General features: G+C 57.4%; 23 protein-coding genes and 1 tRNA gene. 9 read left to right on the top strand and 15 right to left on the bottom strand.

The features are described 5' to 3' along the window. Window positions 1-4 precede the first annotated feature (4 nt). Complete coding sequence (locus TCELL_RS02630; protein WP_014737180.1) at window positions 5-1522, bottom strand: ArsB/NhaD family transporter; 1518 nt, start codon at window positions 1520-1522, stop codon at window positions 5-7. A gap of 607 nt (window positions 1523-2129) precedes the next feature. Then, window positions 2130-2642 carry a ferredoxin domain-containing protein gene (locus TCELL_RS02625; RefSeq protein WP_014737178.1) on the bottom strand — a complete coding sequence of 171 codons (513 nt, stop codon included), beginning with the start codon at window positions 2640-2642 and terminating at the stop codon, window positions 2130-2132. Window positions 2643-3566: 924 nt separating this feature from the next. Here TCELL_RS02625 and tsaA point away from each other — a divergent pair. Continuing rightward, entirely contained in the window at window positions 3567-4079 is a 513-nt protein-coding gene (gene tsaA / locus TCELL_RS02620) for a tRNA (N6-threonylcarbamoyladenosine(37)-N6)-methyltransferase TrmO (RefSeq protein ID WP_014737177.1), read from the top strand. A gap of 233 nt (window positions 4080-4312) precedes the next feature. Beyond that, window positions 4313-5548, top strand: a complete 1236-nt coding sequence (locus tag TCELL_RS02615; RefSeq protein WP_014737176.1) for a S8 family peptidase — start codon at window positions 4313-4315, stop codon at window positions 5546-5548. A 25-nt stretch (window positions 5549-5573) separates the two neighbouring features. On the opposite strand, the gene TCELL_RS02610 is transcribed toward TCELL_RS02615, so the two are convergent. The 3 genes from TCELL_RS02610 to glmS all read right to left on the bottom strand — a co-directional run bounded on the left by TCELL_RS02610 (window position 5574) and on the right by glmS (window position 9461). Continuing rightward, on the bottom strand, window positions 5574-6377 hold the full coding sequence (locus TCELL_RS02610; RefSeq protein ID WP_014737175.1) for a BtpA/SgcQ family protein: 804 nt from the start codon (window positions 6375-6377) through the stop codon (window positions 5574-5576). 63 nt (window positions 6378-6440) lie between these two features. Continuing rightward, window positions 6441-7625, bottom strand: coding sequence for a nucleotidyltransferase family protein (locus TCELL_RS02605; RefSeq protein ID WP_014737174.1), 1185 nt, complete (start codon window positions 7623-7625; stop codon window positions 6441-6443). Further along, window positions 7626-9461, bottom strand: coding sequence for a glutamine--fructose-6-phosphate transaminase (isomerizing) (glmS, locus tag TCELL_RS02600; protein ID WP_014737173.1), 1836 nt, complete (start codon window positions 9459-9461; stop codon window positions 7626-7628). It abuts the gene before it with no gap. Between the two features lie 90 nt (window positions 9462-9551). Here glmS and pyrH point away from each other — a divergent pair, with 90 nt between their 5' ends. Further along, complete coding sequence (pyrH, locus tag TCELL_RS02595) at window positions 9552-10223, top strand: UMP kinase (protein ID WP_014737172.1); 672 nt, start codon at window positions 9552-9554, stop codon at window positions 10221-10223. 9 nt (window positions 10224-10232) lie between these two features. Here the strand turns inward: pyrH and TCELL_RS02590 are convergent, their stop codons facing one another. The 9 genes from TCELL_RS02590 to TCELL_RS02550 all read right to left on the bottom strand — a co-directional run bounded on the left by TCELL_RS02590 (window position 10233) and on the right by TCELL_RS02550 (window position 16663). Beyond that, complete coding sequence (locus TCELL_RS02590; RefSeq protein ID WP_014737171.1) at window positions 10233-10934, bottom strand: RNA methyltransferase; 702 nt, start codon at window positions 10932-10934, stop codon at window positions 10233-10235. Continuing rightward, window positions 10931-11512, bottom strand: a complete 582-nt coding sequence (locus TCELL_RS02585; RefSeq protein WP_014737170.1) for a methyltransferase — start codon at window positions 11510-11512, stop codon at window positions 10931-10933. The genes TCELL_RS02590 and TCELL_RS02585 overlap by 4 nt, the downstream gene beginning before the upstream one ends. Before the next feature lie 17 nt (window positions 11513-11529). Further along, window positions 11530-12363 (bottom strand): rRNA adenine N-6-methyltransferase family protein, encoded by an 834-nt coding sequence (locus TCELL_RS07300; RefSeq protein ID WP_083829959.1) that lies wholly within the window; start codon window positions 12361-12363, stop codon window positions 11530-11532. Further along, window positions 12347-12928 carry a DUF655 domain-containing protein gene (locus tag TCELL_RS02575; protein WP_048163597.1) on the bottom strand — a complete coding sequence of 194 codons (582 nt, stop codon included), beginning with the start codon at window positions 12926-12928 and terminating at the stop codon, window positions 12347-12349. The genes TCELL_RS07300 and TCELL_RS02575 overlap by 17 nt, the downstream gene beginning before the upstream one ends. Window positions 12929-13071: 143 nt before the next feature. Continuing rightward, entirely contained in the window at window positions 13072-13434 is a 363-nt protein-coding gene (locus TCELL_RS02570) for an RNA polymerase Rpb4 (protein WP_014737167.1), read from the bottom strand. Window positions 13435-13439: 5 nt separating this feature from the next. After that, entirely contained in the window at window positions 13440-13742 is a 303-nt protein-coding gene (locus TCELL_RS02565; protein WP_014737166.1) for a 50S ribosomal protein L21e, read from the bottom strand. A gap of 44 nt (window positions 13743-13786) precedes the next feature. Next, window positions 13787-15100 carry a tRNA pseudouridine(54/55) synthase Pus10 gene (locus TCELL_RS02560; RefSeq protein WP_014737165.1) on the bottom strand — a complete coding sequence of 438 codons (1314 nt, stop codon included), beginning with the start codon at window positions 15098-15100 and terminating at the stop codon, window positions 13787-13789. Window positions 15101-15177: 77 nt separating this feature from the next. Beyond that, entirely contained in the window at window positions 15178-16521 is a 1344-nt protein-coding gene (locus TCELL_RS02555; protein WP_014737164.1) for a signal recognition particle protein Srp54, read from the bottom strand. Between the two features lie 57 nt (window positions 16522-16578). Then, a tRNA-Leu gene (locus tag TCELL_RS02550) sits at window positions 16579-16663 on the bottom strand. Window positions 16664-16761: 98 nt separating this feature from the next. Here TCELL_RS02550 and TCELL_RS02545 point away from each other — a divergent pair. Next, complete coding sequence (locus TCELL_RS02545; protein WP_238529035.1) at window positions 16762-17322, top strand: flavin reductase family protein; 561 nt, start codon at window positions 16762-16764, stop codon at window positions 17320-17322. Here the strand turns inward: TCELL_RS02545 and TCELL_RS02540 are convergent. Further along, window positions 17312-18496, bottom strand: coding sequence for an MFS transporter (locus TCELL_RS02540; RefSeq protein WP_014737162.1), 1185 nt, complete (start codon window positions 18494-18496; stop codon window positions 17312-17314). The two genes, TCELL_RS02545 and TCELL_RS02540, sit on opposite strands and share 11 nt — an antisense overlap. Window positions 18497-18551: 55 nt before the next feature. Between TCELL_RS02540 and TCELL_RS02535 the strand changes: the two genes are divergently transcribed. Genes TCELL_RS02535 through TCELL_RS02515 form a run of 5 tightly spaced genes read left to right on the top strand, consistent with a single transcriptional unit; the run spans window position 18552 to window position 22211 of the window. Beyond that, window positions 18552-19238 carry a phosphoribosyltransferase gene (locus TCELL_RS02535; RefSeq protein ID WP_048162968.1) on the top strand — a complete coding sequence of 229 codons (687 nt, stop codon included), beginning with the start codon at window positions 18552-18554 and terminating at the stop codon, window positions 19236-19238. Between the two features lie 2 nt (window positions 19239-19240). Then, the gene (locus tag TCELL_RS02530) at window positions 19241-20062 is read left to right on the top strand and encodes an S-methyl-5'-thioadenosine phosphorylase (protein WP_014737160.1); all 822 of its coding nucleotides are present in this window, start codon (window positions 19241-19243) and stop codon (window positions 20060-20062) included. Beyond that, on the top strand, window positions 20029-20940 hold the full coding sequence (locus TCELL_RS02525) for a hypothetical protein (protein ID WP_048162966.1): 912 nt from the start codon (window positions 20029-20031) through the stop codon (window positions 20938-20940). Before TCELL_RS02530 ends, TCELL_RS02525 begins: the two co-directional genes overlap by 34 nt. 24 nt (window positions 20941-20964) lie before the next feature. Further along, window positions 20965-21324, top strand: coding sequence for a hypothetical protein (locus TCELL_RS02520; protein ID WP_238529034.1), 360 nt, complete (start codon window positions 20965-20967; stop codon window positions 21322-21324). Beyond that, window positions 21321-22211, top strand: a complete 891-nt coding sequence (locus TCELL_RS02515) for an ATP-grasp domain-containing protein (protein WP_014737157.1) — start codon at window positions 21321-21323, stop codon at window positions 22209-22211. Before TCELL_RS02520 ends, TCELL_RS02515 begins: the two co-directional genes overlap by 4 nt. Window positions 22212-22218: the final 7 nt, after the last annotated feature.

Raw genomic sequence — 22218 nt, 5'->3', positions numbered from 1 at the left:
GCTCCTACATGCTAGCCACTGTGAGAGTCCAAGCAATGGCGACCACTACCTCGATGGTCGTAGCGACCAGGGCCATCTTCAGCCACTCGCCCCACCCTATCTCCATCTTGTTCTTCTCGCTCAGGCCCACGGCTATTATGTTCGCCGAGCTACCTATCGGCGTGTAGTTCCCGCCGAACACGCCGCCGTATAGTAGGGCCCAGAACGCCGCAGCTGAGCCCCCGATCGAGACCAGCGTCTGCGCGACGGGTGTCAGGGCCACTATGACAGACAAGTTGTCCAAGACGCTGCTTAGGCCCGCCGAGAGAACCAGCATGATGGTGTACAGGAGCGGGAAGGACACCGCGCCTGTCAAAGAGCTTAGCAGGACTGTCAGGTAAGCCAGCTTGGAGGCCACGCCAGACCAGAACAGAGAGTAGCCTAGCATGAAGAGCGAGATGAAGAATATTATAGAGGGCCACTCGACGCCCTTCTCGAGCACCTCGCCCATTCTCGAGGCGCCGATAAGGGGGGTCGACACCATTATCAGCGGGTAGGGTGTGAAGGCCAATAGGGCGTGGGGGTCTACGTTAATGCCTCCTAGGAGGCTTATTGCCCTCGACAGCTGGTCGTTTACCCCGACGAGGGTCAGGAAGGCTATTAGTATTACCAGGCCCCCCTTAACCCTGCTGATCTCGTCGGGGGACAGCGAGGTGTAGAAGCGCACCGCTATCTTGTCTATCATGTCCCTGCTCAACCTCTCGCCGAAACCCGAGAGGTAGCCTCTCGCGAGCGCGGAGAACACCACTACTAGGAGCGCTAGGTTTAGGAGGGACAGGGGTAAGGCCTTGACTATGAAGGACGTTATACTGAGGTTCGCTGTGAAGGCCAAGTATAGCCCTATGGGGTTCCCCACGGGCAGGGCGACGCTACCCGTGTTGGTGGCTAGTACTGACAGTATGACCAGAGGCCTCACGTCGTAGCCTGTGAGCTTGTAGATGTCGAAGACCAGCATGAGCACGTACGTGATACTCGCTACTTCGCCTACGGCGAGCGAGAGGAACCAGGAGAGGACGGACAGGTAGGCCACGAGCAGTACAGGGTTGCCGCGGCTGGCCTCCAGCACTCTTATGGCGAGGTACTCGAAGACCCTCAGCGACCTCAGGACGTAGGCGAGGGTCATGCTCCCGATTAGGAAGAGGATCAGCCCCCACTCGACACCTCCTAATACCAGTTGCGGGGAGACAACCCCTAGGAAGACTATCGCGGAGACGCCGAGGAGGGCCGCGTAGTACCTGTATTCCATCGAGATCACTGTGAGGGCTATCACGACGAGGAAGAAGCCCAGGCTAGCGCCCTGCTCCACTATGCTCCTCGAGGAGTTTATCAGCGAAGGGTCCGAGCAGCCTCCTCTCGCACTACACCACGCGTCAATGATGCTCTTACCCACCCCCTCGTACGGCACCCTGATGAGGTACATGCCGGCGAACGACAACACGAGGATCACGAGAGACACTATTAGACCCTTCTTAACGTTGTCCATTGAAACCGCCCCGGGTAACGGCCTATGTTGGAGAACGCATAAAAATACACATTCTTAGAACCCACGAGGACCACACATTTCCGTGGGAGTCTCCCGGACTCTGGCTGAGTCGTTCAAGCACCAAACCGCCCTCCACGCCGCCGACGGCCAAGCTATTCACCTCTCAACAAGGTCTGGGCCCTCGAGGAAGGGGCGTGCACCCCGAAAGTTCTTACTTGGGAGGACCCCGACAAAAAGCCTCCGCGCGAGCGAGACTACGCAACGTCAGCCACGCTCGAGGCGCCTACCGTGTTGTAGGCGGGGTGCTGTTGCTCTGGCTACCGCCCACGTAAACGTTTACAGCTGGGTTTGCTTCCAGGTAACCTGGTGCTACACCTGTACGCGGGACAAACACCACTCTAGGGCAACCGAAAGGACCACGGGTATTCCTTCTACGACTATGACTTCTGTTGCCGGGATTAGACAACAGCCTACCCCGCGTTATTCTCGTAGGTGTACAAAACCCGGGGCTTCGCGCCCGCTCGAGGGGGCCCGCCCGTTACCAATGGTTAACGTAGTTGACACGGCGGGTGCGGCTTGTGTGGTCTACAAAAACTTGAGGGTTCGTTCAACGAGGCCACTTCCTGTCGAAGTATATGTTCTTCGAGGTCGCAGAGAGGGGTATCCCGTAGACCACGTCTGCCTGTATTAAGCCGAGCTCCTGCGCCGCGACGCCCACCGAGAACATGACCCTGTTGTCGACGTTCAGGATCTGGGCTGTCTTGACCGCCGAGCCGATGGCTATACCGAGGTTCACGAGGCAGTTCACCAAGTCGGCGTCTAAGCCCCACCTCTTGGGCGTCTCGAGCCCCAGCTTGAGTAGCCTGCAGCCGACCAAGAACACGGCCTTGCTCGCCCTGACAGACTCTGCGTCCCTCCTGAAGAACTCCCCGTAGACTGGCGCCAGCTCCTCCATCTTCGAGGCCAGCCTCTCGATCTCGCCTCTGTCCGTCACGAGAGCCGTGACGACGTTATCGACCCCCCTAGCCTTCGGAGCCGTCTTAGCCGCTACCGCCATTAGCCTCGCCGCCTCTAGTATGCCCTCGCTTATCAAGGCCTCCTCGTTTATCAACCCGACCACCTGTAATAGTGGAGTGTTGGAGACGGGAAATTGCCCTTGCGTTAGACAGGGCTAACTCACACCCCGACGTCCCATGGGCAACAGGATACCGGGTCTAGGACAGTTAACGGAGAAAAAGGGGTGTTGACGGCTGATCGATACAGGATCTTCTGATCGAGCCGTGGAAGTTAATCCCCGGTTAACTTGACTGGAGGGTAGTTAACCAGGCCTCCCCCGCGTCGAGGACGGGGAAACACTGTAAGCGGGGTCGTAAAAGATCCTTCGGGTTAGGGTAGATCATGGTAGACAAAAGTATTGTGTATAAGGGTAGATTACCCAAGTACCCGAAATACACGGTTTATAATCTCAAGCCAGTCTCATGGACTTCAAGTTGATTTCACTTTACACCATTAATGCGTTATGGCATGAAATACACTATAATAAGACTAGAGAAGTAGTACCCCTCGTACCCGCCCCATCTAGACGGGGGTATAGTTGACATAGGTGTAGCGAGTGGTTTAGGCCTTGATCCCCCGAACCCGGTAACACCGGTAAGCGGCTACTCTGTGTATTTAGGGAAGTTAAACCTTCATGTGTACCATTATGCTTTATTGAGTTAATAGTCATCGTAATCGTCATACTTTTCAGTGTCTAAACATTGTCCGGTGTGACCGAGTAGAGTCGATCGCGTCGGTCCGACAAGTATTGACATAGGTTCTACGATACCTCCAACACCATGATCCGGCGTATCCCGTAATACCCATGCTGCTCTTAGACTTCGTAATGTCGAGTCTTAACCGTTCGACACTTTCGTTTTAACAGTTACGATTGATCGCCTCGTACTCAAGGCCTCCTTTACACGGTCTTAGACTAATGGGAGTGTTACCTTAAGGAGCTGATCAAGGGCTGAGGGATATATTCCACCTATGCCTTACACACCTCTGGGTGTCTTGTACGGAGATATGCCTTAGACCCATAGGGTTTGTTAGGCACGGCTTCAAGGACGAGGAGGTCAAGAACAGCGTGGATGGTGTACCGGGTTTCATCGAGGTCTTACCCGAGTACTCGGAGGGCCTCCTCAACCTCGAGGGGTTCTCCCACGTAATCGTGATAGCCTTCCTCCACAAGACGAGCGAAGATGACAGGAGGGTTCTCAGAGTCAAGCACAGGAGGCTGTGCCGATTGGGGGTAAACATAGAAGACCTCCCCGAGGTAGGGGTTTTCGCGACCGACAGCCCCCACAGGCCCAACCCGATCGCCCTCTCCATCCTGAGGGTCAGGGGTATCGAGGGAAACAGGATACACGTGGAGAACCTCGACTTGTTCGACGGGACGCCCGTCCTCGACATCAAGCCGTACGATAGGGGGAGGGTCGTCCAGGACTCGAAGCAACCCTGGTGGGCCGAGGAACTCGAGAGGAGGATACGCGAGAGGCTGGGCAAGACCATCACCCCGTGACCCCGCGGAGGCTAAACGCTTAGCGGGACGAGAGGGCGTGTGCTCTGCGTCGAGGCCCCGCCGCCCCTACGCTCACACGACTCCTAGTAGCTTGAGCACTGTTCGAGTTTTGCGTATATACGTCCAGCCCCTCCTATTGTACGTAAGTATTTGGGACAGCGGGGTATGTATCTAGGTTGGAGGGAAAAGTATATAAATTCACCCCGTAGGTTAATTTTACCCCTGGTGCGAACATGAGAAAGTGGCTCGTAGCCCTTGTCGTCGTAATGTTCTTGGCCACTATCCTACTATCGGTCGAGACTGCGGCTGCCCCTGTAACCGTTGAGAGGGTCGTTGTAAGGGTAAGCCCCTCGGCCAACTACGGGCTGGTCAAGGCCCAGTTACTGGACGCCTCTAGGAGGCTTGGAGGGGCCTTTGTAAGCGAGATACCCGAGATAAGGGCGGTCGTCCTGGCAATGCCCAGTAGCGCGAAGGCGGCTCTATCGGGTATATCTGGCGTGCTACTCGTCGAGGAGGACAAGCCGGCTAGGCTGCACGGCGAGATCCAGTGGAACGTCTACATGGTCAAAGCGCCGCAGGTCTGGTCGGCCTACAGCCCGTACTACGGTAACGCAGCCTACGGCTACTACTCCACCGTGAGAGTGGCCGTCGTCGACACCGGTATCGACTACAAGCACCCGGACTTGAACGGGGCTGTGACCTGGTGTGTCGTGTCCCTGAACAACGGGGCGACCTTCTACAAGGGCACAGACCTGAGTAAGTGCTCCGACCCCAACGGGCACGGCACCCACGTAGCCGGGATCATCGCGGCCAGGCTGAACGGGGCGGGCGTCGCAGGCGTGGCCCCCAAGGCGCTGTTGTACGCTATCAGAGTGCTGAGCGCCTCTGGCAGCGGGTACGTCAGCGACATAGCCAGGGGCATTATCGAGGCCACTAAGGGCCCCGACGGTGTTGCCGGTACCAGCGACGACGCAGATGTCATCTCTATGTCCCTGGGCAGCTCCTCTGACAGCACGACCCTGCACGACGCCGTCAAGTACGCCTACAGCTACGGCGTAGTGCTGGTCGCGGCCTCGGGTAATGAAGGCGCCAGCTCCCCAGACTACCCGGCCGCCTACCCGGAGGTGCTGGCCGTGGGCGCCGTGGACTCCAACGGGAACGTGCCGAGCTGGAGCAACAGGTACCCTGACGTGGCCGCGCCGGGCGTCAACATCCTGTCGACCTACCCGGGCGGTAAGTACGCCACTATGAGCGGTACCTCGATGGCGACACCACACGTCTCGGCGATAGCCGCTCTGATACAGGCTCTAAGGCTGGCCGCGGGCAAGGCCAAGTTGTCGCCCGACAGGGTCTACTACGCGATAGAGTATACCGCGTACAACCCGACCGGCTACAGCTACGACCCGCTCTACGGCTACGGTATAGTGGACGCGAAGGCCGCGGTCGACTACGCGCTCTACTACATGTGAGCCCGATCTCTTTTTACCCTCCGCATCAACCTCTCGCCGCCCTTATGAAAGCCCTAGCCCTCTCCTCGTCCACCGGGTTACCCGCTCTACCGCCGACCTTGATATACGAGCCCACGATGACCCCGTCGATGTACCTCTTGTAGAGCCCGATGTTCTCGGGTGTAGCGCCGCTGCCCAGAACTAGAGGGGCGTGTGTTAGCCCCCTGGCCCTCTCCACGAACCCTGGCTCGGGCGCCTCCCCCGTCCTGTAGCCCGTTAAAACGACTTTGTCGGCCCCGCCTCTCTCGACAGTGTCGTGTATGAGCTCGCGTAGAGCGTCCCAGTAGCCCTCCGCGCCCTTGCCCGACGCAGAGTACGCCAGTAGGGACAGGCTACCGGCGTGCTTGACCAGTACGTCCGCGTACACCTCTACGCCCCCGTAGTTCCTCCTGATCGCCCTCAACCGGGGTGCCTCCGGCTCGATGAGACCCGAGTCGCTCACTATCGTCTCGGTCAGCGCGTTGACCCTGATGAACCTGGCCCCCGTCGCCACGGCTATAGCGTACGCCTCCCTCCCCGAGTTCCGGAGGACGTTAACGCCAACCCTCATACTCGTGGACTTCGCGACCTCCCTAACGATCACAGCCAGCGTGCTAAGGGCCAGCGGGTCTCTCAAGCGCTTGGGGTACGGGCTGTCGCCGTAGTTCTCTACTATGACCCCGTCGTAGCCGAGCCTCTCGAGGACAGAGACGTCTCTCAGTACCGCCTCCAGGACTCTGTCCAGGTCGAAGTCCTCTCTCGTGTTGGTGTACGGTAGCCTGGGCAAGTGGATTACGCCGACGACCTCCAACCCAGAACCCCCTTTAAGCCCCTGGGGCGGACACCCCTCCACGCATCTTATATGGTGTGGGCCTCATTTGAATACGCTACCCGGCTTGAGCACCGTGTACGGCGGGACCCTCGCACCGTAGCCTATGACGGCCCCCATCTTCTTCTCGAACACGCCTCCCCTGACCACGTGCTCCCTGAGACGGGGCGGCGTCTCCTCGGAGGGCAGCACGTTGAGCGTGGTGACGCCGATGCCCACGATGCTCTCCGAGCCGAGGACGGAGTTCAGTACTGTGACCTTGCTGTCCATGAGCGAGAAGGGTTGGATACTCGAGAACTTGACCTCGCTGTAGGAGCCTACCCTGCTGTTCTCTTCCAGGTCCACGTAGTCCCTTACGAAGCTGTGGGCGCCCACGAAGCTTCTCTTACCGATGTATGCCGGCCCCTTGACCACTGCGTAGTGGTCTATGTAGGCGCCCTCCTCGACCACGACCGGCCCCTCGATCACAGCAGTCCTCTCCACAGCGGCCTTCCCCGATATCCTGACCTCTCTCAGCCTCGAGAGTAGCTGGTACACGGCCTCTAGGAGGTCTTCGGGGTACCCGACGTCCACCCACGTCCCCGTCCACAGGACTGCCTTGACGCGCCCGGACTCCGCGACTCTTTGAAGAGCCTCGGGGAGGTTCAGCCCCTTCTCGAGGTAGTCCAATACCCGCGACGGGAGTATGTACACCCCGGCTATCGTGTACACCGCTTCTGGGGGTCTAGACCCCGCCGTGGAGTAGACCCTCTTCACGAGCCAGTTCTCGTCTACGGACACGAGGCCGTAGTTCTCCACGTTGTGGGGCTCGACAGGTGTCACAAGGATGGTCGCGTCCGGGCTCTCCTCCAAGTGCGTGTTGACGACCTTCGCGTAGGCCTCGGAGTCGAGTACTAAGTCGCCGAACGACAGTAGGAAGTAGTCCACCGTGTCAATGGCTTTTCTCGCGGCCAGTATGGCGTCCCTCACCGTCTCCCCCGCCTCCTGCTCCACGAACTCAACGGGGAGGTCGAGCGCCGACGACGCCTCTCTCGGCACAGCGTCCTCCCCGCTCCTGTAGACGATGACTACTGTCGACCTGTTCGCCTGGTACACCCCGCTCACAGGGTAGTAGAGGACCGGTCTACCGAGCACCCTCAACAAGACCTTGTTAGAGCGGGGTGGGACTAGTACGCCCAGCTCCCTGGAGGGCCTCCCCGCAGCTAGGACTACGTTGAGCAAGACGACCACCTACTCCACGGTGACGGTCTTCGCCAGGTTACGCGGCTTGTCTGGGTCGTAGCCCTTGAGCGTGCTCGTGTAGTATGCTAGTAGTTGCATTGGCGGGGTGTGGGTTATAGGGGTTGTCAGCCAGTGCGAGGAGGGGACTCTGAAGAACAAGTCGAACTGCTCTCCCAGGCTCGTGTCCTCGGGTGCTACGCCTATAATCCAGGCCCCACGCGCCTTCATCTCCTGTATGTTCCCTAGGAGCACCTTCTCGTAGTAGACGTCCCTGGGGACCACGAAGACGACGGGGAACCCCTCCTCGACGAGGGCTATAGGGCCGTGCTTCGACTCCCCCGCGGGGTAAGACTCCGCGTGGATGTAGGCTAACTCCTTGATCTTGAGCGCGCCCTCCATTGCCGTCGGGAGCCCGACCCCCCTGCTCAGGTAGTACATGCTCTGCTTCAGCCTCAGCATCTCGCTCACCTTCTTTGCCAGCCCCTCGCTCCACGCTATGGACTTTGCCGCGAGATCGCTGGCCCTGGAGAGCTCCCTAGCGTACTCGTCGTACTCGCTCTTCAGTATCGCCCCTCGCAGGAGGGCGTAGTCCAACACGAGGAACGAGAGGAGGAGGGTCTGAGTGGTGAAGGTCTTCGTCGCCGCAACCCCTATCTCGGGACCCGCCCTCGTGTAGAGTGCTATGTCGCTCTCCCTCGGTATGGCGGAGTCTACCACGTTCGACACCGCTATAAGCTTCGCGCCCCTCTCCTTGAACGCCCTCGCTGCCTTCAGAGTGTCCATCGTCTCGCCGCTCTGGCTCACGGCTATCAAGACATCTCCCTCCCTCACGACGGGGAGGTACGCCTCGTACTCGCTGGCTACGAACGGGGTCGCCAGCACCCCCGCTATCTTGGACAGCGCGACGGCGAAGTGGAGAGACGCGTGGTAGCTTGTACCGGCGGCTGTTATAAAGACCCTGCGGGCCTCAGCCATGATCTTAGAGGCCTCTCTCAGGGTGGGGTCGCTACTCAGCCCGTAGAGAGTGTCGACTAGGGCCCTGGGCTGCTCGTGTATCTCCTTGAGCATGAAGTGGGGGTAGCCCCCCTTGCTCGCGCTCTCCAGGCTCCACTCCACTACTCTCACGTACTCCATAGGGTTGACCGGCCCTTTACCGAGCTCCTCGATGAAAACACTGTCCCCTGTAACGAAGCCCACCCACCCGTCCCTCAACGTGATGACCCTCCTCGTGTGCTCCAGGATCGCCGGGATGTCGCTCGCGACGAAGTTGGCCACGTCCCCCAAGCCTACTACGAGGGGGCTGTCCTTCTTGGCAAAGAAGATGGTGTTGGGGGCGCTCGCGAAGACGACGAGGATCGCATAGCTGCCCCTGATCATTGAGACCGCTTTCTTGAACGCGTCGTAGGGCCTATCACCGCTCTTGTAAAACTCCTCTATCAGGTGGACGACGACCTCGGTGTCGGTCTCGCTCTTGAAGACGTGCCCTCTCTTAGCCAGCTCCTCCTTCAACTCCCTGTAGTTCTCTATTATGCCGTTGTGGACTATCGCTATCGTCCCCGTGCAGTCCGTGTGCGGGTGGGCGTTGACGTCGCTGGGCGCCCCGTGGGTCGCCCACCTGGTATGGCCTATTACTACGCTGCCCTTGACCCGGCTCAACCCCAGCTTCTTCTCTAGGTCGGCGATCTTGCCCTTGCCCTTCAACACCCTCAGGACTCCCTGCTCGACCGAGGCAACACCGGCGGAGTCGTAGCCCCTGTACTCGAGTCTTAAAAGGCCCTTGTAGACGACGTCCCCGGTGTTAAGCTTTTTGTCGACGCGGGTGCAAACACCTATTATGCCACACAAACAGTTGCGCCCCACGCACCTACTTATGGTTGAAACCCACGCATTCTTTAAAACCTAATCCACCTATTAGACTAAGGGTGTTCGGGTAGCGTGGACACCGTCGTAGTAAAGGTGACCGGCAAGATTTTCGACGACCAGGAGGCACTGCGGAGGTTCGTGGACGTAGTGAGAGAGCTCGCCCGCGAGAGGAGGGTTGTCGTAGTAGCGGGCGGGGGTAGGGTGGCAAGGGAGGCTATCGAGAAGGCGAAGTCCCTAGGGGTCTCCTCCAACTACTGGCTCGACGAGATCGGGATAGAGGCCTCGAGGCTCAACGCGTTGATCCTAGTAGCGTCCCTTCAGCCCTTCTCCTACCCCGGAGTCCCGAGAACCCTCGGGGAGGTCATGCACGGGCTCGCGTACAGTAGAGTCGTGGTCTTGGGAGGCCTGGTGCCGGGGCAGTCGACGGCAGCTGTCCTACTAGAAGTAGCCGAGGCCGTGGGGGCTCGCGAGGTCTACGACCTGTCAGCCACAGACTACGTCTACGACAAAGACCCCAGGACCAGCCCCGATGCGAGGCCGCTTAAGGTCGTCCAGGCCTCCAAGCTAGCCGAGTGGCTCAAGGCCGGCCAGGTGCCGGGAGACTACGCACTACTCGACCTGAGAGCCCTAGACATCGCCGCCAGGAGCCGGATCACCATCAAGATAGCTAGCTACAAGAACCCGGGCAACTTGATCGAGATGATGAGAGGAGGAAACCCGGGCTCGACCATAATCCCCGAGTAGGCTACCCTCCTACCTCCAAACCCTCCTCTTCAGCCTCATGAGCATGTAGAGTACGATCCTCGCCTCCAACTCGGACATTCCAGACCTGTACACGACCCTTCTTAGTACTGTCTTGATCCTCCTCCGTTTGTCCTCGGGCGTCACTGCAAGGTCCGTTAACTCGCTTAGGACGCTGACAATCTTGTCGAGCCTCTCTCTAGGCGCGAGCGGGGGGACGTTGGTAGGCGCCACCCCTTTCATCTTCCAGACCTCCCACAGGACAACGGCCACGGCCTGCGCCAGGTTGAGAGCCGGGTACTCCGGGTTAGCCGGTATCGTGACCAGCAGGTCTGTCTGGGCTATCTCCTCCCTCGTAAGCCCCGAGCTCTCGCGACCGAAGACGATCCCTAGCCTGTTCACTCTCCGGGACTTCACGAGCTCTGGGAGCCTCTCGAGGGTTATAGCCTGCCTCAACACGTCGCCCCTGGAAAAGCCCTCGTCGCTGGTCGAGACCGAGAGGTCCACTCCCTCCAGGGCCGACTTCAGGTCCCCGACGACAACAGCCCTTGAAAGGTACTCCCTCGCCTTAGCGGAGTAGTTGAGGGCCTCGTTCAAGTCCGCCTTCGGGTTGACGAGGTAAAGCTCCTCGACCCCGAAGTTAACGCACGTCCTTGCTACCACGCCCAAGTTGTACGCTCCCTCGACGCCGACCAGTATGACCCTGGTTATCAACTCCCACCACTCTTCTTCTCGAGAACTACACCCTTTAGCTCCTCGAAAAAGAACCTCTTAACCTTAACCTCTCTTACTTTGAAGCGCTTGCTTATCTCCCCCTCTACCACCTCTGTGTTGCTAAGGGACGAGTAGACTAGAACCAATAGTCCCCCTTCCACGAGCAGTCTATAGGCCTCTCTCACTACGTCGACTATGACCTCGAACCCGCGGGGGCCCGCGTAGAGGGACGCCTCGTACTCGTTGCCCGGTACACCCGGGAGGTAGGGTGGGTTGGACACGACGAGCTGGAATGACGAGTCGTGTAACCCGTCTGTGGAAGACACTACTAGCCCACGCGACCCAAGACCGTTTAAGTCTACGTTAAGCCTCGTATTGAGTAACGCGTTATCGTAGACGTCCACGAACACCGTCTTCTCACAGATGCCCGCAACCAACGTGTACAGCCCTAGAAACCCTGTGCCGGACCCTATGTCGGCGCAGGTCTTCAGCCTCCTCCCCAGAGACGTCTTGATACTCCCCAGCAGGCCGGCCGCAAGCCAGGTGTCGTCGCTAGGCTCATACACGTCTTTGAGCAACGCGATCTTGATGCCTTCTATAGTATACCTCTTGACCTCAGGTACACCGCTAAACGTAGCAACTCTCCCTCGCTCAGCTCGTAGACTCTCGTCGACCAGTTTAAGCCTATGCGACCTAGTTCCTCCCTACTGACCTTGAACAACCTCTCCACCACACCCCCCACGATCTTCCTCCTGAACGGGAAGATCGCCCTAGTCAGTTCCTCGACGAGTGCTACCTCGTCGTCGTACATCCTTTTCCTCACGAGGACGACACCCCTCGACTCCACCTTTGGTCTCGGGTAGAACTCCGTGCTGTGGAAGAGAGGGCCTGGAGTCACGTCGAAGAGTAGCCTAACGAGGACGCTCAACCTCCCGTAAGCGTCTTCACCCGGGCTCGAAAGCATCCTGTCCACTACTTCCCTCTGGAGGATTAGAACCGCCCTCCTGACGCTGTTGCTCCGCGCTATCTTAGAAAGCAGTCTACCCGAGATCGCGTAGGGGACACTGGACACGACCTGGTGGGCTGTTATTTCCAGGTCTAGGACGTCGCCTACCAATACCACGGCGTTGCGGCAGCGGACGACCTCCCGGGAGAGGTCGGCGAAAACGCTATCGATCTCCACTGCTAATACCGGGGCCTTTACAGCCCTGCACAGGAAGTACGTGAGAATACCTGTGCCGGACCCCACTTCTAGGGTAACAGCGGACTCGTCGACGCTCTCTAAGACCCAGTCGACGACGCGAGGGCTCGCTGTTATGTGTTGGCTGAGGCTCTTCCTCAGCTTGACACGGCTAGATTTAACTTTCTCCACGACCCTCTTGAAGACTGCCCGGAAAGAGTCTGGATCCACATTATAGGAGCTCACCATGGAGTCTCTCCAAGTAGCCCAAATAGACCTCGCCGGCAGTCCTTTCTCTGGGTCTTATGAACAGGTAGTACTTCTCGCCTCCAACCATCTCCTTGATGATCCTCTCGACCACGGTCTTTATGGGGTCTATCTTAACTCTTTCTTTAATGTCCGCGAAGTTCTCGAACCTCCTAGACTCCCTCTCCTCCAGTATAGTCTTCATCGTCTTCTTTCCCACGCCTGGGAGAAGCTCTAGGGCATGGAGTCTGATGTTTATGGGCTCTGCTATGTTGAAGAACTCCGTGTACAGCTTCTCGTTCTCCGCCACGACCCTCTTCAGGGCCTCGGGTAGATTCGACCTAGCTACGCTGGTCAAGTCGTCGTACGAGACGTGGATGATGTGCTTCACTTTGCTGTGAGGGCCTAGGTCTATCCTCTCGAAGATCTCGACCCTTACAGCAGGTAGTGGAATAGCCTCTAGTAGTGAGAGGTACTTGACCCCGACGCCTTGAACCAAAGGCTGGTTCCTGTGCTCGAAGTGCCGGTCGGAGGGGTTACCTGTCTCCAAATAGTCTAGAACATACATCGCGGGTTCTCTGCCAGCCTCCTTCCTAGACTCTAGCCCTCTCCTGGACAAAACCTCTCAGTCCTCTCAAACACCCTCACTAAATAAGAATTCGAAGGAGTCTAATATTTCCTAGCACACCTCAAAGGTTCCTATAGGGGGGACTACAGGCAGACGTTCTTCATGTACTCTACTGTCTCGTTTAGGACGCTCTCTTCGACGTACCTCTCTTCATAGTCAAGGAGAATCCTGAGGTCTTCTACCGTCTTAGGGCACAGGTTGATTATCATAACTATGGTCTCGTCTTTGTAGCCTAAACCCTTGAGGAAGGACTTGACGGCTTCTACCCCGACGTCCTCCTTGAGTTTGGAGTGCTTGCTAAGGTAGTTTAGCGTCTTGGCCAGGAACGGCGAGATACTGCCCTCCTTACTCTTTATTCTCTCGACGACGTCCTTGAGGAGGTGTGCAGCCTCGGGGTTGGACAGTACTTTCTGCTCGACTACGTTTAGCCTAATAACCCTGCTCAACTCGCTCAGCCTGCTCCAGCCTTTACGACGTGCTCGGGCCTCACGAACAGTATTTTCTCCTTGCCTCCGAGGTTTACTTTAACTATTAAGGCCCTCCCCCTCTTGCCTACCACAACTCCCGTTTTCCCCTGGTACCGCCTGTGCGGCATGCCTTTGTGAACAGACGGGTTAATGTCTATGTGGACTACTTCGCCCTCCTTGTACTCCACGAGGATCCGGCTGAGTGCTGGTACAGCACCTCTCTCCCTTACGTCTTTCTTCAACAGCTTCCTTGTCCTGTGCCTGTAACCCTTGGGCGCCTTGACCATACTAGAACCCTTTTAAGCATTGAAAACGAATACTCTTTAGGCTTTTAAAAGTCTAATCCTGGCCTCCCAGCGAAGCCGAGCACGTCCAGCTCGAGGGGTAAGGCCTGTACCCCTAGTACACCTGCGAAGCAAGGGTCTGTCCTGCCGTTATCGCAGTGGACTAGTTCCTTGACGTAGAGCCCGCTCTCACAGTAGATCAAGACCTCGACCAGTCTACCCATTACTGAGGCCACCTTGACGGAGTAGACCTTCCTCCTCCTCGCAATGTCTTTCTTCCTCCTCAAGACCCTCGTCGGGGTCCTCTGCGTTACGACCCTCTCCTGGAAGGAGTCCTCGAGCTGCCTGAGCTTGTCTCCGTTGACCTCCCCGCCTAGGAGGACCAAGACCTTGTAGACCTTCGCCTTCTTCCCCAGGTTCTCCTTGACAACCCTCTTGTCCCGGGGCTGAGCGTAGCCCTCGAGCCTAACGGTCACTGCCCCGCCTTCGAGGAGAGAGTTCAGCTCGCTCAGACCGACCTTCCTGCGGCGGGGTCTAACGACCTCGACGACCAGCGGCCTGCCTGTACCGACCATCCTCGCGTCCACGTCCTCTCTCCCAGCGGCGTGGATCAGGACCGCGTCTGCCTTGAACAAGTCTCTCAGCCTACTGTCGACGAACTCCTGTATACTCAGAGGGTACTTCCTGGCACCGTCACTCGTGATCCAGGGCGTATGGGATATGTTCCTACCCGTCTTCACGTAGTAACCTCTCAAGTAGACCGGCTTAACTTCTAGCTCGACGTGTAGGCTGGGTATGTGTATTATAGCTACGACGTCCGGGTTAGTGAAAGAGGGTTGAAGACCCGTTATCTGGGCGACCCGCTTACCGACCTCTCGCTTCACCTCGTTCTTTATCGACTCGCTGTAGTCGAACCCCGCCACCCTGGCTACCTCCAGCTCGTGCTCGAGGACGCTTTGCTCGAGCTTCACTCCAACGAGGAAGGTCGACGCGTCCAGGTCCCTCAAATACGCGGAGACCTTCTCGGCTAGCTCGTTGAAAAGCGTACGCGAGAGGAGCCCGCCGCAGACATAGCACTTGTCGACGGCCACGTCCTCTCCGTAGACCCTCTTGTACAGCCTCGTCAGGGGCTCTCCCCCGTGCCTCGCGAGTGTGTATAGCTCCTCCTTCACCCCTCCCTCGCCCGCAGTCCTCAACTTCAGGTCGTACACCATAGACAGCAGGGTCTTCAGAGCCCTCCCCCTCTCCTCGTTCCCGAGCTCGCGTCCCATCTTAGCGAACAACCTGCCGAGGCAGTGGTCGCAGAGAGGGTACTTCAATAGCGCCTTCTCGACTCGTCCTATCACGTCGTCGACGCTCATAACGCACCACTTCTAGGGGTAGCTATAGCTCAAGGATCTAGCTAGGGTTAATTTAGGTGATGGGTTAACGCTGGTACTCAACTCTTCATGAGCTCGCCGAGCTTTTTCGTGTCCAGGCCCATCTTCGCGAGCAGGTTCTTCTGCCTCTTCAACTGCTTCGATATGGACTTGACCGCCTCGTACTGCTTTAGGAGGGCCTTCACGTCCTCGGGGTCTACACCAGCGCCGTAGGATATCCTCTTCACCCTGCTCTTGTCTATAACCTCCGGGTTGTCGAGCTCCTCGTACGTCATCGAGTTTATGGCGGCCAGCCACTTCTCCATCTTCTCCTCCAAGGTCTTCGAGTCTACCTCGACGGGCATCCTGACCTGAAGCCCGGGTATCATCTCCAGTATTTTCCTGAGCGGGCCCATCTTCCTCAGGCTCACCAACTGCTTGTACACGATCCTCATGTTAACCCTCCCCTCGAGGATGTCCTCGACGTCCTTCTCGCTCAGCTCAACTTTAGCCTTCTTGACCCTCTCTAGCAGGCCCTCCAGGTCTCCGAGCCCCATAATCCTGGCGACGAACCTCTTGGGGTCGAAGACCTCGAGCTCGTCGATCTTCTCCCCGGTACCCACGAACTTTATCCTGGCGCCAGTGGCTGCCACCGCTGAGAGTGCCCCGCCCCCCTTCGCTGTGCCGTCGAGTTTGGTCACAATTATGGAGCCGACGGGAGTCTTGTTGTGGAACTTCGAGGCGACCTCGAACGCCTGCTGACCGATCGAGGCGTCCAGTACGAGCACCACCTCGTCTGGCCGCACCCTCCCAGCGATGTCCTCCATCTCGGCCAGCAAGTCTTCTTCTCTGTGGTGTCTGCCCGCAGTGTCTATGATTATCACGTCGAACCCCTTCTCCCTGAAGAACTCGACGCCTTTCACGGCAATGGACACCGCGTCTTTGGAACCTGGCTCGCCGTACACTGGGACGCCAACTGCCTCGCCGAGAGTCTTAAGCTGCTCGTAGGCGCCAGGCCTGAAAGTGTCAGCTGCTACAAGCCCTACCTTGTAGCCCTCCAGCTTGTAGAAGTAGGCGAGCTTGCCCGCAGTAGTCGTCTTACCCGAGCCTTGCAACCCCACGAGCAGAACGACCCATGGCTTCTTGGGCGGCTTTACCTGCGGCCTCTCGGGCCCACCGAACAAGTTCACTAGTTGCTCGTACACTATGCTCAGGAACCAGTCCCTCCGCGTCAGCCCGGGAGGAGGCCTCTCCTCGGCCGCTCTCTCCTTGATCTTCTTGGTTAAGTCCATAACGAGCCTGACGTTCACGTCGCTCCTGATCAACTCCTTTTGGAGCTCTTTCACGAACTCGTTGACGCTCGTCTCGTACTCTCTGGACTCAATGAAGTTCCTGACGATCCTCCTTAAGCCGTCGAGTACCAAATCCTACCTACCCTGAGAGTCTGGTGCCAATCCACTTCTTTAACCAGGTCCGGTTAGTGCGGGGGGTGGGATTCGAACCCACGCAGGCCTACGCCACCGGGTCCTCAACCCGGCCCCTTTGACCTAGCTCGGGCACCCCCGCTCAGTCTCTTAGATATTCACTCGGGGTTTTTTAATTATTCCAGCACCTGGGTTAATATAGAGTTCTGGTGGAGTAATTATAGCATTGGGAGGGTCCTGGTGGAACATGTGTACGTGTCCTTAGACCCAAACGAGTACCACGTCCTACACCCCAGACCAGCATACCTCATCGTGACCTCCGATAGGGAGGGCAGGCTGAACGTGATGGCGGCGTCTTGGGTTATGCCCGTGAACGACGAGCCCTTTATCCTCTCCCTTGCCCTGGACAAGGAGACGAAGACGTACCAGAACCTCCTCGAAGTAGGCGAGTTCACGGTGAACGTGATGGGGGAGGAGCACGCTGGCCTGGTCTACCAGGCCGGTAGCCTGAGCGGTAAGAGTGTCGACAAGTGGAAACTCCTACGCCTCGAACCGGCTCCCTCGAAGTTCGTCAAGCCGCCTGGTGTCAAGGGGTCTTACGGGTTCGTAGAGTGCAGGGTCGAGAGGATGGTAGACGTGGAGTCTGTGGCCCTCGTCCTAGCCCGGTCGCTCGCAGTCCACGTGAGGCAAGACCTCTACGAGAAGTACAGCTGGAACCTTGGTAGGGCTAGGATACTCATGCACATGAGGAGGCGGGTGTTCGTTGGCCCCGGAAAAGTGACTGTTGTCCCTAAGACCTGAGCGTCTCGCGTGTCCAGGCCGCCACGAGTACTAGCCCCAGCAGAGAGACGGTGAGACTCAACGCCGAGTTCGCGAGTGGCCCGACGAAAGGCTCTGTGCTCTGTAGCACGGCGATCCCAGTGAATAAGACGAGGTTGAAGAACGATGTAGCCGTGGCCGAGTAGTCGATGCCGTAGGGCTCCTTGGCCATAGGCGGAGCTACTATGTGTAGCCCCATCGATACGCCGAGGAGTACCAGCCCGGCGAGGAGTAGAGGGCTGCTGCGCAGTAGTAGCGAGGCTATTATCAAAACCCACGAGATCGTGGAAACCGTATTGGACGCGATCAAGACGGGCTTCCTCCTCCCTATTACCCTATCGCTCAAGACCCCTACTAGAGGCGCTGACAACACGAAGGAGAGTGCGAGATACATCAGGAGTATGCTCACCGTGAACTTGTCGTAGCCGAACGCCCGCGACATCAAGTCCTGGCCCCAGGCCGCCTGAAATGCCGTCCCAGTCCCGTAAGACGCCACGGCGCCCAGCGCTGTCGCCCACGCGTGTTTCTCGCGGGACAAGTGACCTAGTTTACCCCACACCTCTCTAAGCCCGAGCCCCTTCTTCCGCGTGCCGACATCCCACGCTAGAAGATATACGAGGACCATGATCGTGAAGGCGAATACCGCTAGGATCGTGAGGAGCCCTGCTAGCCCGTAGTAAGATAGGAAGACCCGTAGAGGGTAGGTCGCGAGGAGCCCGCTTATGTTTCCGGTCATTAACAGCAGCGATGTTATTATCGCTTGGCTACTTGACGCGAAGTAGAGCGAGGCTACTCTCTGAGTCCCCACGAACACCACAGCCGCCGACACCCCTACCAGCGTCCTACCCAGCATCAACGCCGCAGGCGACGGCAACATCATGAGAGCGGTCGACAAGCCCATCAGGCCCATCATCAGGGCCCCAACTCTCTTCACGCCGTAGGTGTCAACGAGGCTACCCATGAACAGCTGTGATAGGGCGTACGCGTAGAAGTACGCTGAAGGGAAAAACGCCAGCAGGTATTCTGGGTCCACTTTGTAGTACTCGGCGAACCCCTCGATCTCTTCCTTCATTATGCCCGTCATGACCCTGTGGAAATAGACTAGACCGTAGGCGAGCAACATGACTACTAAGAGTACTACGGCTGCTCTCCTCATAATCAACGCCGTAAATCCTATAAGCGGGGGGCGTTTTTATTAATTTTGTGAGACCATGCCACGGGTAAAAGTGAAACTGGTCTCCTGGGAAGAGATCGTTGAGTGGTCCCGTGGTCTCGCGAACATAGTAAAAAGCAACGGGTTTAAACCAGACATCGTGGTAGCGCTATCGAGAGGAGGCTACGTACCCGGCAGGCTTGTCTGTGATTTCCTCGGAGTAGAGAACTTGTTGAGCATACAGAGCCAACACTGGACAGAGGCAGCGAAGGCGGAGGAGAGGGCTATCATAAAGTTCCCCTACCAGCTTGACCTCAGGGGTTTCAAGGTGCTAGTGGTTGACGACATTGTGGACACTGGTGACACCCTCAAACTTGCGAGGGACTTCATCGCGGAGAACTGGAGGCCCAGCGAGCTCAGAACAGCCGCCCTCCAGTGGATTAGTAGCGTCGCGAAGTTCAAGCCGGACTACTACTACATCGAGGTAAAAGACTGGTGGTGGTTCCAGTACCCCTGGACTAGGCTCGAGGACACCACCCAGTTCATAAAGAGAATGGTGTTGGAGACCCTCAAAGAGGCGGGCAAGAGGGAGTGGTCGTACGAGGAGATAGTCGAGTCTTTCAAGGACTGGTATGGCGTGGACGTAGGAGAGGCCTACTACAAGGAGGCCGTAAGCGCCCTCGTGGAAAAGGGGCTCCTCAAGTACGACAAGAAGACCGGGAGATACGTGGTTGAGGCTGGTTAGACTTGCTAGTTAAGCCCCCGGTCCAGGCGGAGATAGCCATTATAGGGGGTAGTGGTCTCTACAACATCCCCGAGCTAAAGAACGTAAACGAGTACAAGGTCTACACACCGTACGGGGAGCCCAGTGACAAGGTCGTGGTCGGGGAGCTCGACGGTAGAAAAATAGCCTTTCTGCCCAGACACGGTAGAGGACACAGAATACCCCCGCACAGAATAAACTACAGAGCCAACATATGGGCGCTCAAGGCTCTGGGCGCTTCGTGGGTCATATCGTTCGCCGCTGTAGGTAGCCTGCGCGAAGAAATGAGGCCGGGCGACTTCGTTGTACCAGACCAGTTCATAGACATGACCAAAGGCATAAGGGACTTCACGTTCTTCGAGGGCGGTACCGTGGCTCACGTGAGTATGGCCGACCCCTTCTGCGAACACCTGAGGAGAGTCATCTTGGAGGCGGCTAAGGAAGTAGCTGGGCTCAGGGTTCACCCTAAGGGCACGTACATATGCATCGAGGGGCCGAGGTTCAGTACGAGAGCCGAGAGCCGGTTGTGGAGAGACGTTTTCGGGGCCGACATCATCGGCATGACCCTGGTACCCGAGGTCAACCTGGCGTGCGAGGCACAGATGTGCTACGCCACGGTAGCCATGGTCACCGACTACGACGTGTGGGCTGAACGCCCCGTCACAGCCGAGGAAGTGGTCAGAGTCATGGAGGAGAACACGGTGAAGGCTAGGAGTTTAATACCGCTGATTGTGAGAAGATTACCCGATAAACCAGATGAGCGGATGTGCAGTTGCTGCAGAAGCTTAGAGACAGCGCTTATCTAGAGCGTTTTTTAGCCAGCCTAAATAGACTAGAGGAGCTATCGAATAAACTGGTCGCCGAGACCCCTAAGTCGTTGTCCGACCCTCCCCACCTAGTAGTCCTGTACGATAGGCACGGGTTCCTACCGGCTTCGCTAGTATACTGGTTTAACAACGTGTTAAACCCGTCTAGGACGGTTCTCCTCTACGACGTCGAGTCTTTTGTTTACCATGTAGCCCCCTATAGAGAGGGAGGCCCGATCCTCGCATACGCGTCAAACCCCTACTCCCCAGCTGTTTACGAGCTACTCCAAACCACCAGGACTCTCGGGTATGAGGCAGTTCTGGTGTTACCCCAGCCAAGAGACGAGAGGGCCAGAGGGCTCCTGAGCAGATTTGAGAGTGTGCGGTTCGTAGGCGTCCACGACGAAGTGGAGTACGCAACGTTAGAGGCGATCACGGTGTTCAAGTACTACGCAGGCCTGTACGGGGACAGGCTCGACGCGAGGGGGAGGAGACTACGTAAACACGCCGAGGAGGGCTTCAGCGTCTTGGGCGAGGAGATGGTCAACAAGTATATCGGTAACCTAGAGGAGGTGGTGTCGGAGAGAGCCGTCTACGTGTCGTCGACGAGGTTCCTCGAGCCCGCTGGACTCCTCTTCTCACAGGCGCTGAGAAGCGCGGGAATCAACTCTGTCTACGTGAGCCTCGAGCAGGCGCCACTCTCGGGGCACCTTGTACTACTGTACAACAGTGTTGAAGAGTTCCTCGTGAAACAGAGAGTTGTGGAGCTCACACGGCTTGGTTTAAGGCTCCATAGCATTCAAATGAATACCGACCCGCTAGAGTCGCTTGTCTACTTCGCGATTTTGTCCCTCTTTATAAACGAGTTAAAATCTTAATAAGAGACGAGTGTAAACGACTTGTTGAGCGTGGTATACGGCATGCCCGGTATCAGGCTGTACACTAGGAGGTACACTTACGCCGCCCTAGCAGCCTCAGGCATCGGCAGTCTCCTTATAACTTACCAGGCGAGCCTCTACACTGTCGTGACAGGCGTCGTGCTGTTCTTGCTCTCGATGGCTTATTACGTCAAGTACGTCGACTACGTTAAAAGCCTGAGAGAGGCGGCCGTCCTCGTCTTACTATTAGTAGTTGCCGTGTCGCTCGGGGGGCTCCTAGGCTACGTCCTCAGCGGCTCGTACTACTCCCTGTCTACCTGTGCCACATTGGCACTAGCCTCTTTCGTCACCGCTATCGCTTCTCTGAGGCTGTACCCGAGATGAAGATAGGGATAATCCACTATAGGTCGACACTATCCGAGTCCGTCGTAGACTTGTTGAGGGCTGCCTCCGAGGAGAACGTGGAGGCAGAGTACGTCAGGGTTCAGGGTCTCGACTCCTATATAGTAGACGGGAAAATCAGCGTGAAGTATCACAACAGAGAACTAGACATAAGCGGTGCTGTTCTCAGAGGTGTAGGGGTGTTCATGTCGCTTGAGGTCTTCATGAAGAGGATCGGCGTCTTGGAGGCACTTTCAAAAACTGTCCCGGTAGTCAACGACCCAATCGCCTCAGTTACTGCCAGAGACAAGTGGAGGAGTCTTCTAGCATTGGCATCTGCTGGACTGCCCGTCCCTAACACACTGGTCACCGAGAACCCGTTCACTGCGATGAGGTACGTAGAGCAAGCCAAAAGAGCCGTTCTAAAGCCCATCACGGGGAGTCTAGGGCTCGGCTCGACGCTTGTAGACGACCCCGATGTCGCTTTCCAGCTGACTAAGGGGCTGTCATCGATGGGTATACCAAGCTACTACCAGGTCTTCTTGGAAAAGCCTGGTTTCGACTTCAGGTTGTTCGTGGTAGGTGATAGAGTAGTCGCCGGTATGAAGAGGGTCGTGGAGGGTAAGTGGAAGACCAACGTAGCGCAGGGCGCTAGAGGGGTGAAAGTCGACGAGAGCGAGTACCCTGAAGCGTTCAAACTAGCAGTAGAGGCTACTAAGACCTTAAAACTCGACTACGCTGGGGTAGACATCGCACTAGACAGGACAACAAACAAACTGTTCATCCTGGAGGTAAACGCGTTCCCGCAGTGGCACGGACTCAAGCAGGCCACCGGCGTAGACCCCTCGAGGGATATAATTAGGCTCCTGAAAGATAAGATAAAGAAGTGAGATGATG

The organism is Thermogladius calderae 1633, assembly GCF_000264495.1.
In the GTDB taxonomy this organism is placed as follows: domain Archaea; phylum Thermoproteota; class Thermoprotei_A; order Sulfolobales; family Desulfurococcaceae; genus Thermogladius; species Thermogladius calderae.
The sequence above is the reverse complement of the archived record's forward strand: the minus strand, read 5'-3'. Positions and strand labels throughout refer to the sequence as shown.

Excerpts from the sequence above, each read along its gene's own strand:
- TCELL_RS02615 (WP_014737176.1), top strand. The coding sequence starts at position 4,313 with ATGAGAAAGTGGCTCGTAGCCCTTGTCGTCGTAATGTTCTTGGCCACT.
- TCELL_RS02575 (WP_048163597.1), bottom strand. The coding sequence starts at position 12,928 with ATGTATGTTCTAGACTATTTGGAGACAGGTAACCCCTCCGACCGGCAC.
- TCELL_RS02565 (WP_014737166.1), bottom strand. The coding sequence starts at position 13,742 with ATGGTCAAGGCGCCCAAGGGTTACAGGCACAGGACAAGGAAGCTGTTG.
- TCELL_RS02630 (WP_014737180.1), bottom strand. The coding sequence starts at position 1,522 with ATGGACAACGTTAAGAAGGGTCTAATAGTGTCTCTCGTGATCCTCGTG.
- TCELL_RS02540 (WP_014737162.1), bottom strand. The coding sequence starts at position 18,496 with ATGAGGAGAGCAGCCGTAGTACTCTTAGTAGTCATGTTGCTCGCCTAC.
- TCELL_RS02535 (WP_048162968.1), top strand. The coding sequence starts at position 18,552 with ATGCCACGGGTAAAAGTGAAACTGGTCTCCTGGGAAGAGATCGTTGAG.
- TCELL_RS02515 (WP_014737157.1), top strand. The coding sequence starts at position 21,321 with ATGAAGATAGGGATAATCCACTATAGGTCGACACTATCCGAGTCCGTC.
- TCELL_RS02560 (WP_014737165.1), bottom strand. The coding sequence starts at position 15,100 with ATGAGCGTCGACGACGTGATAGGACGAGTCGAGAAGGCGCTATTGAAG.
- TCELL_RS07300 (WP_083829959.1), bottom strand. The coding sequence starts at position 12,363 with ATGGTGAGCTCCTATAATGTGGATCCAGACTCTTTCCGGGCAGTCTTC.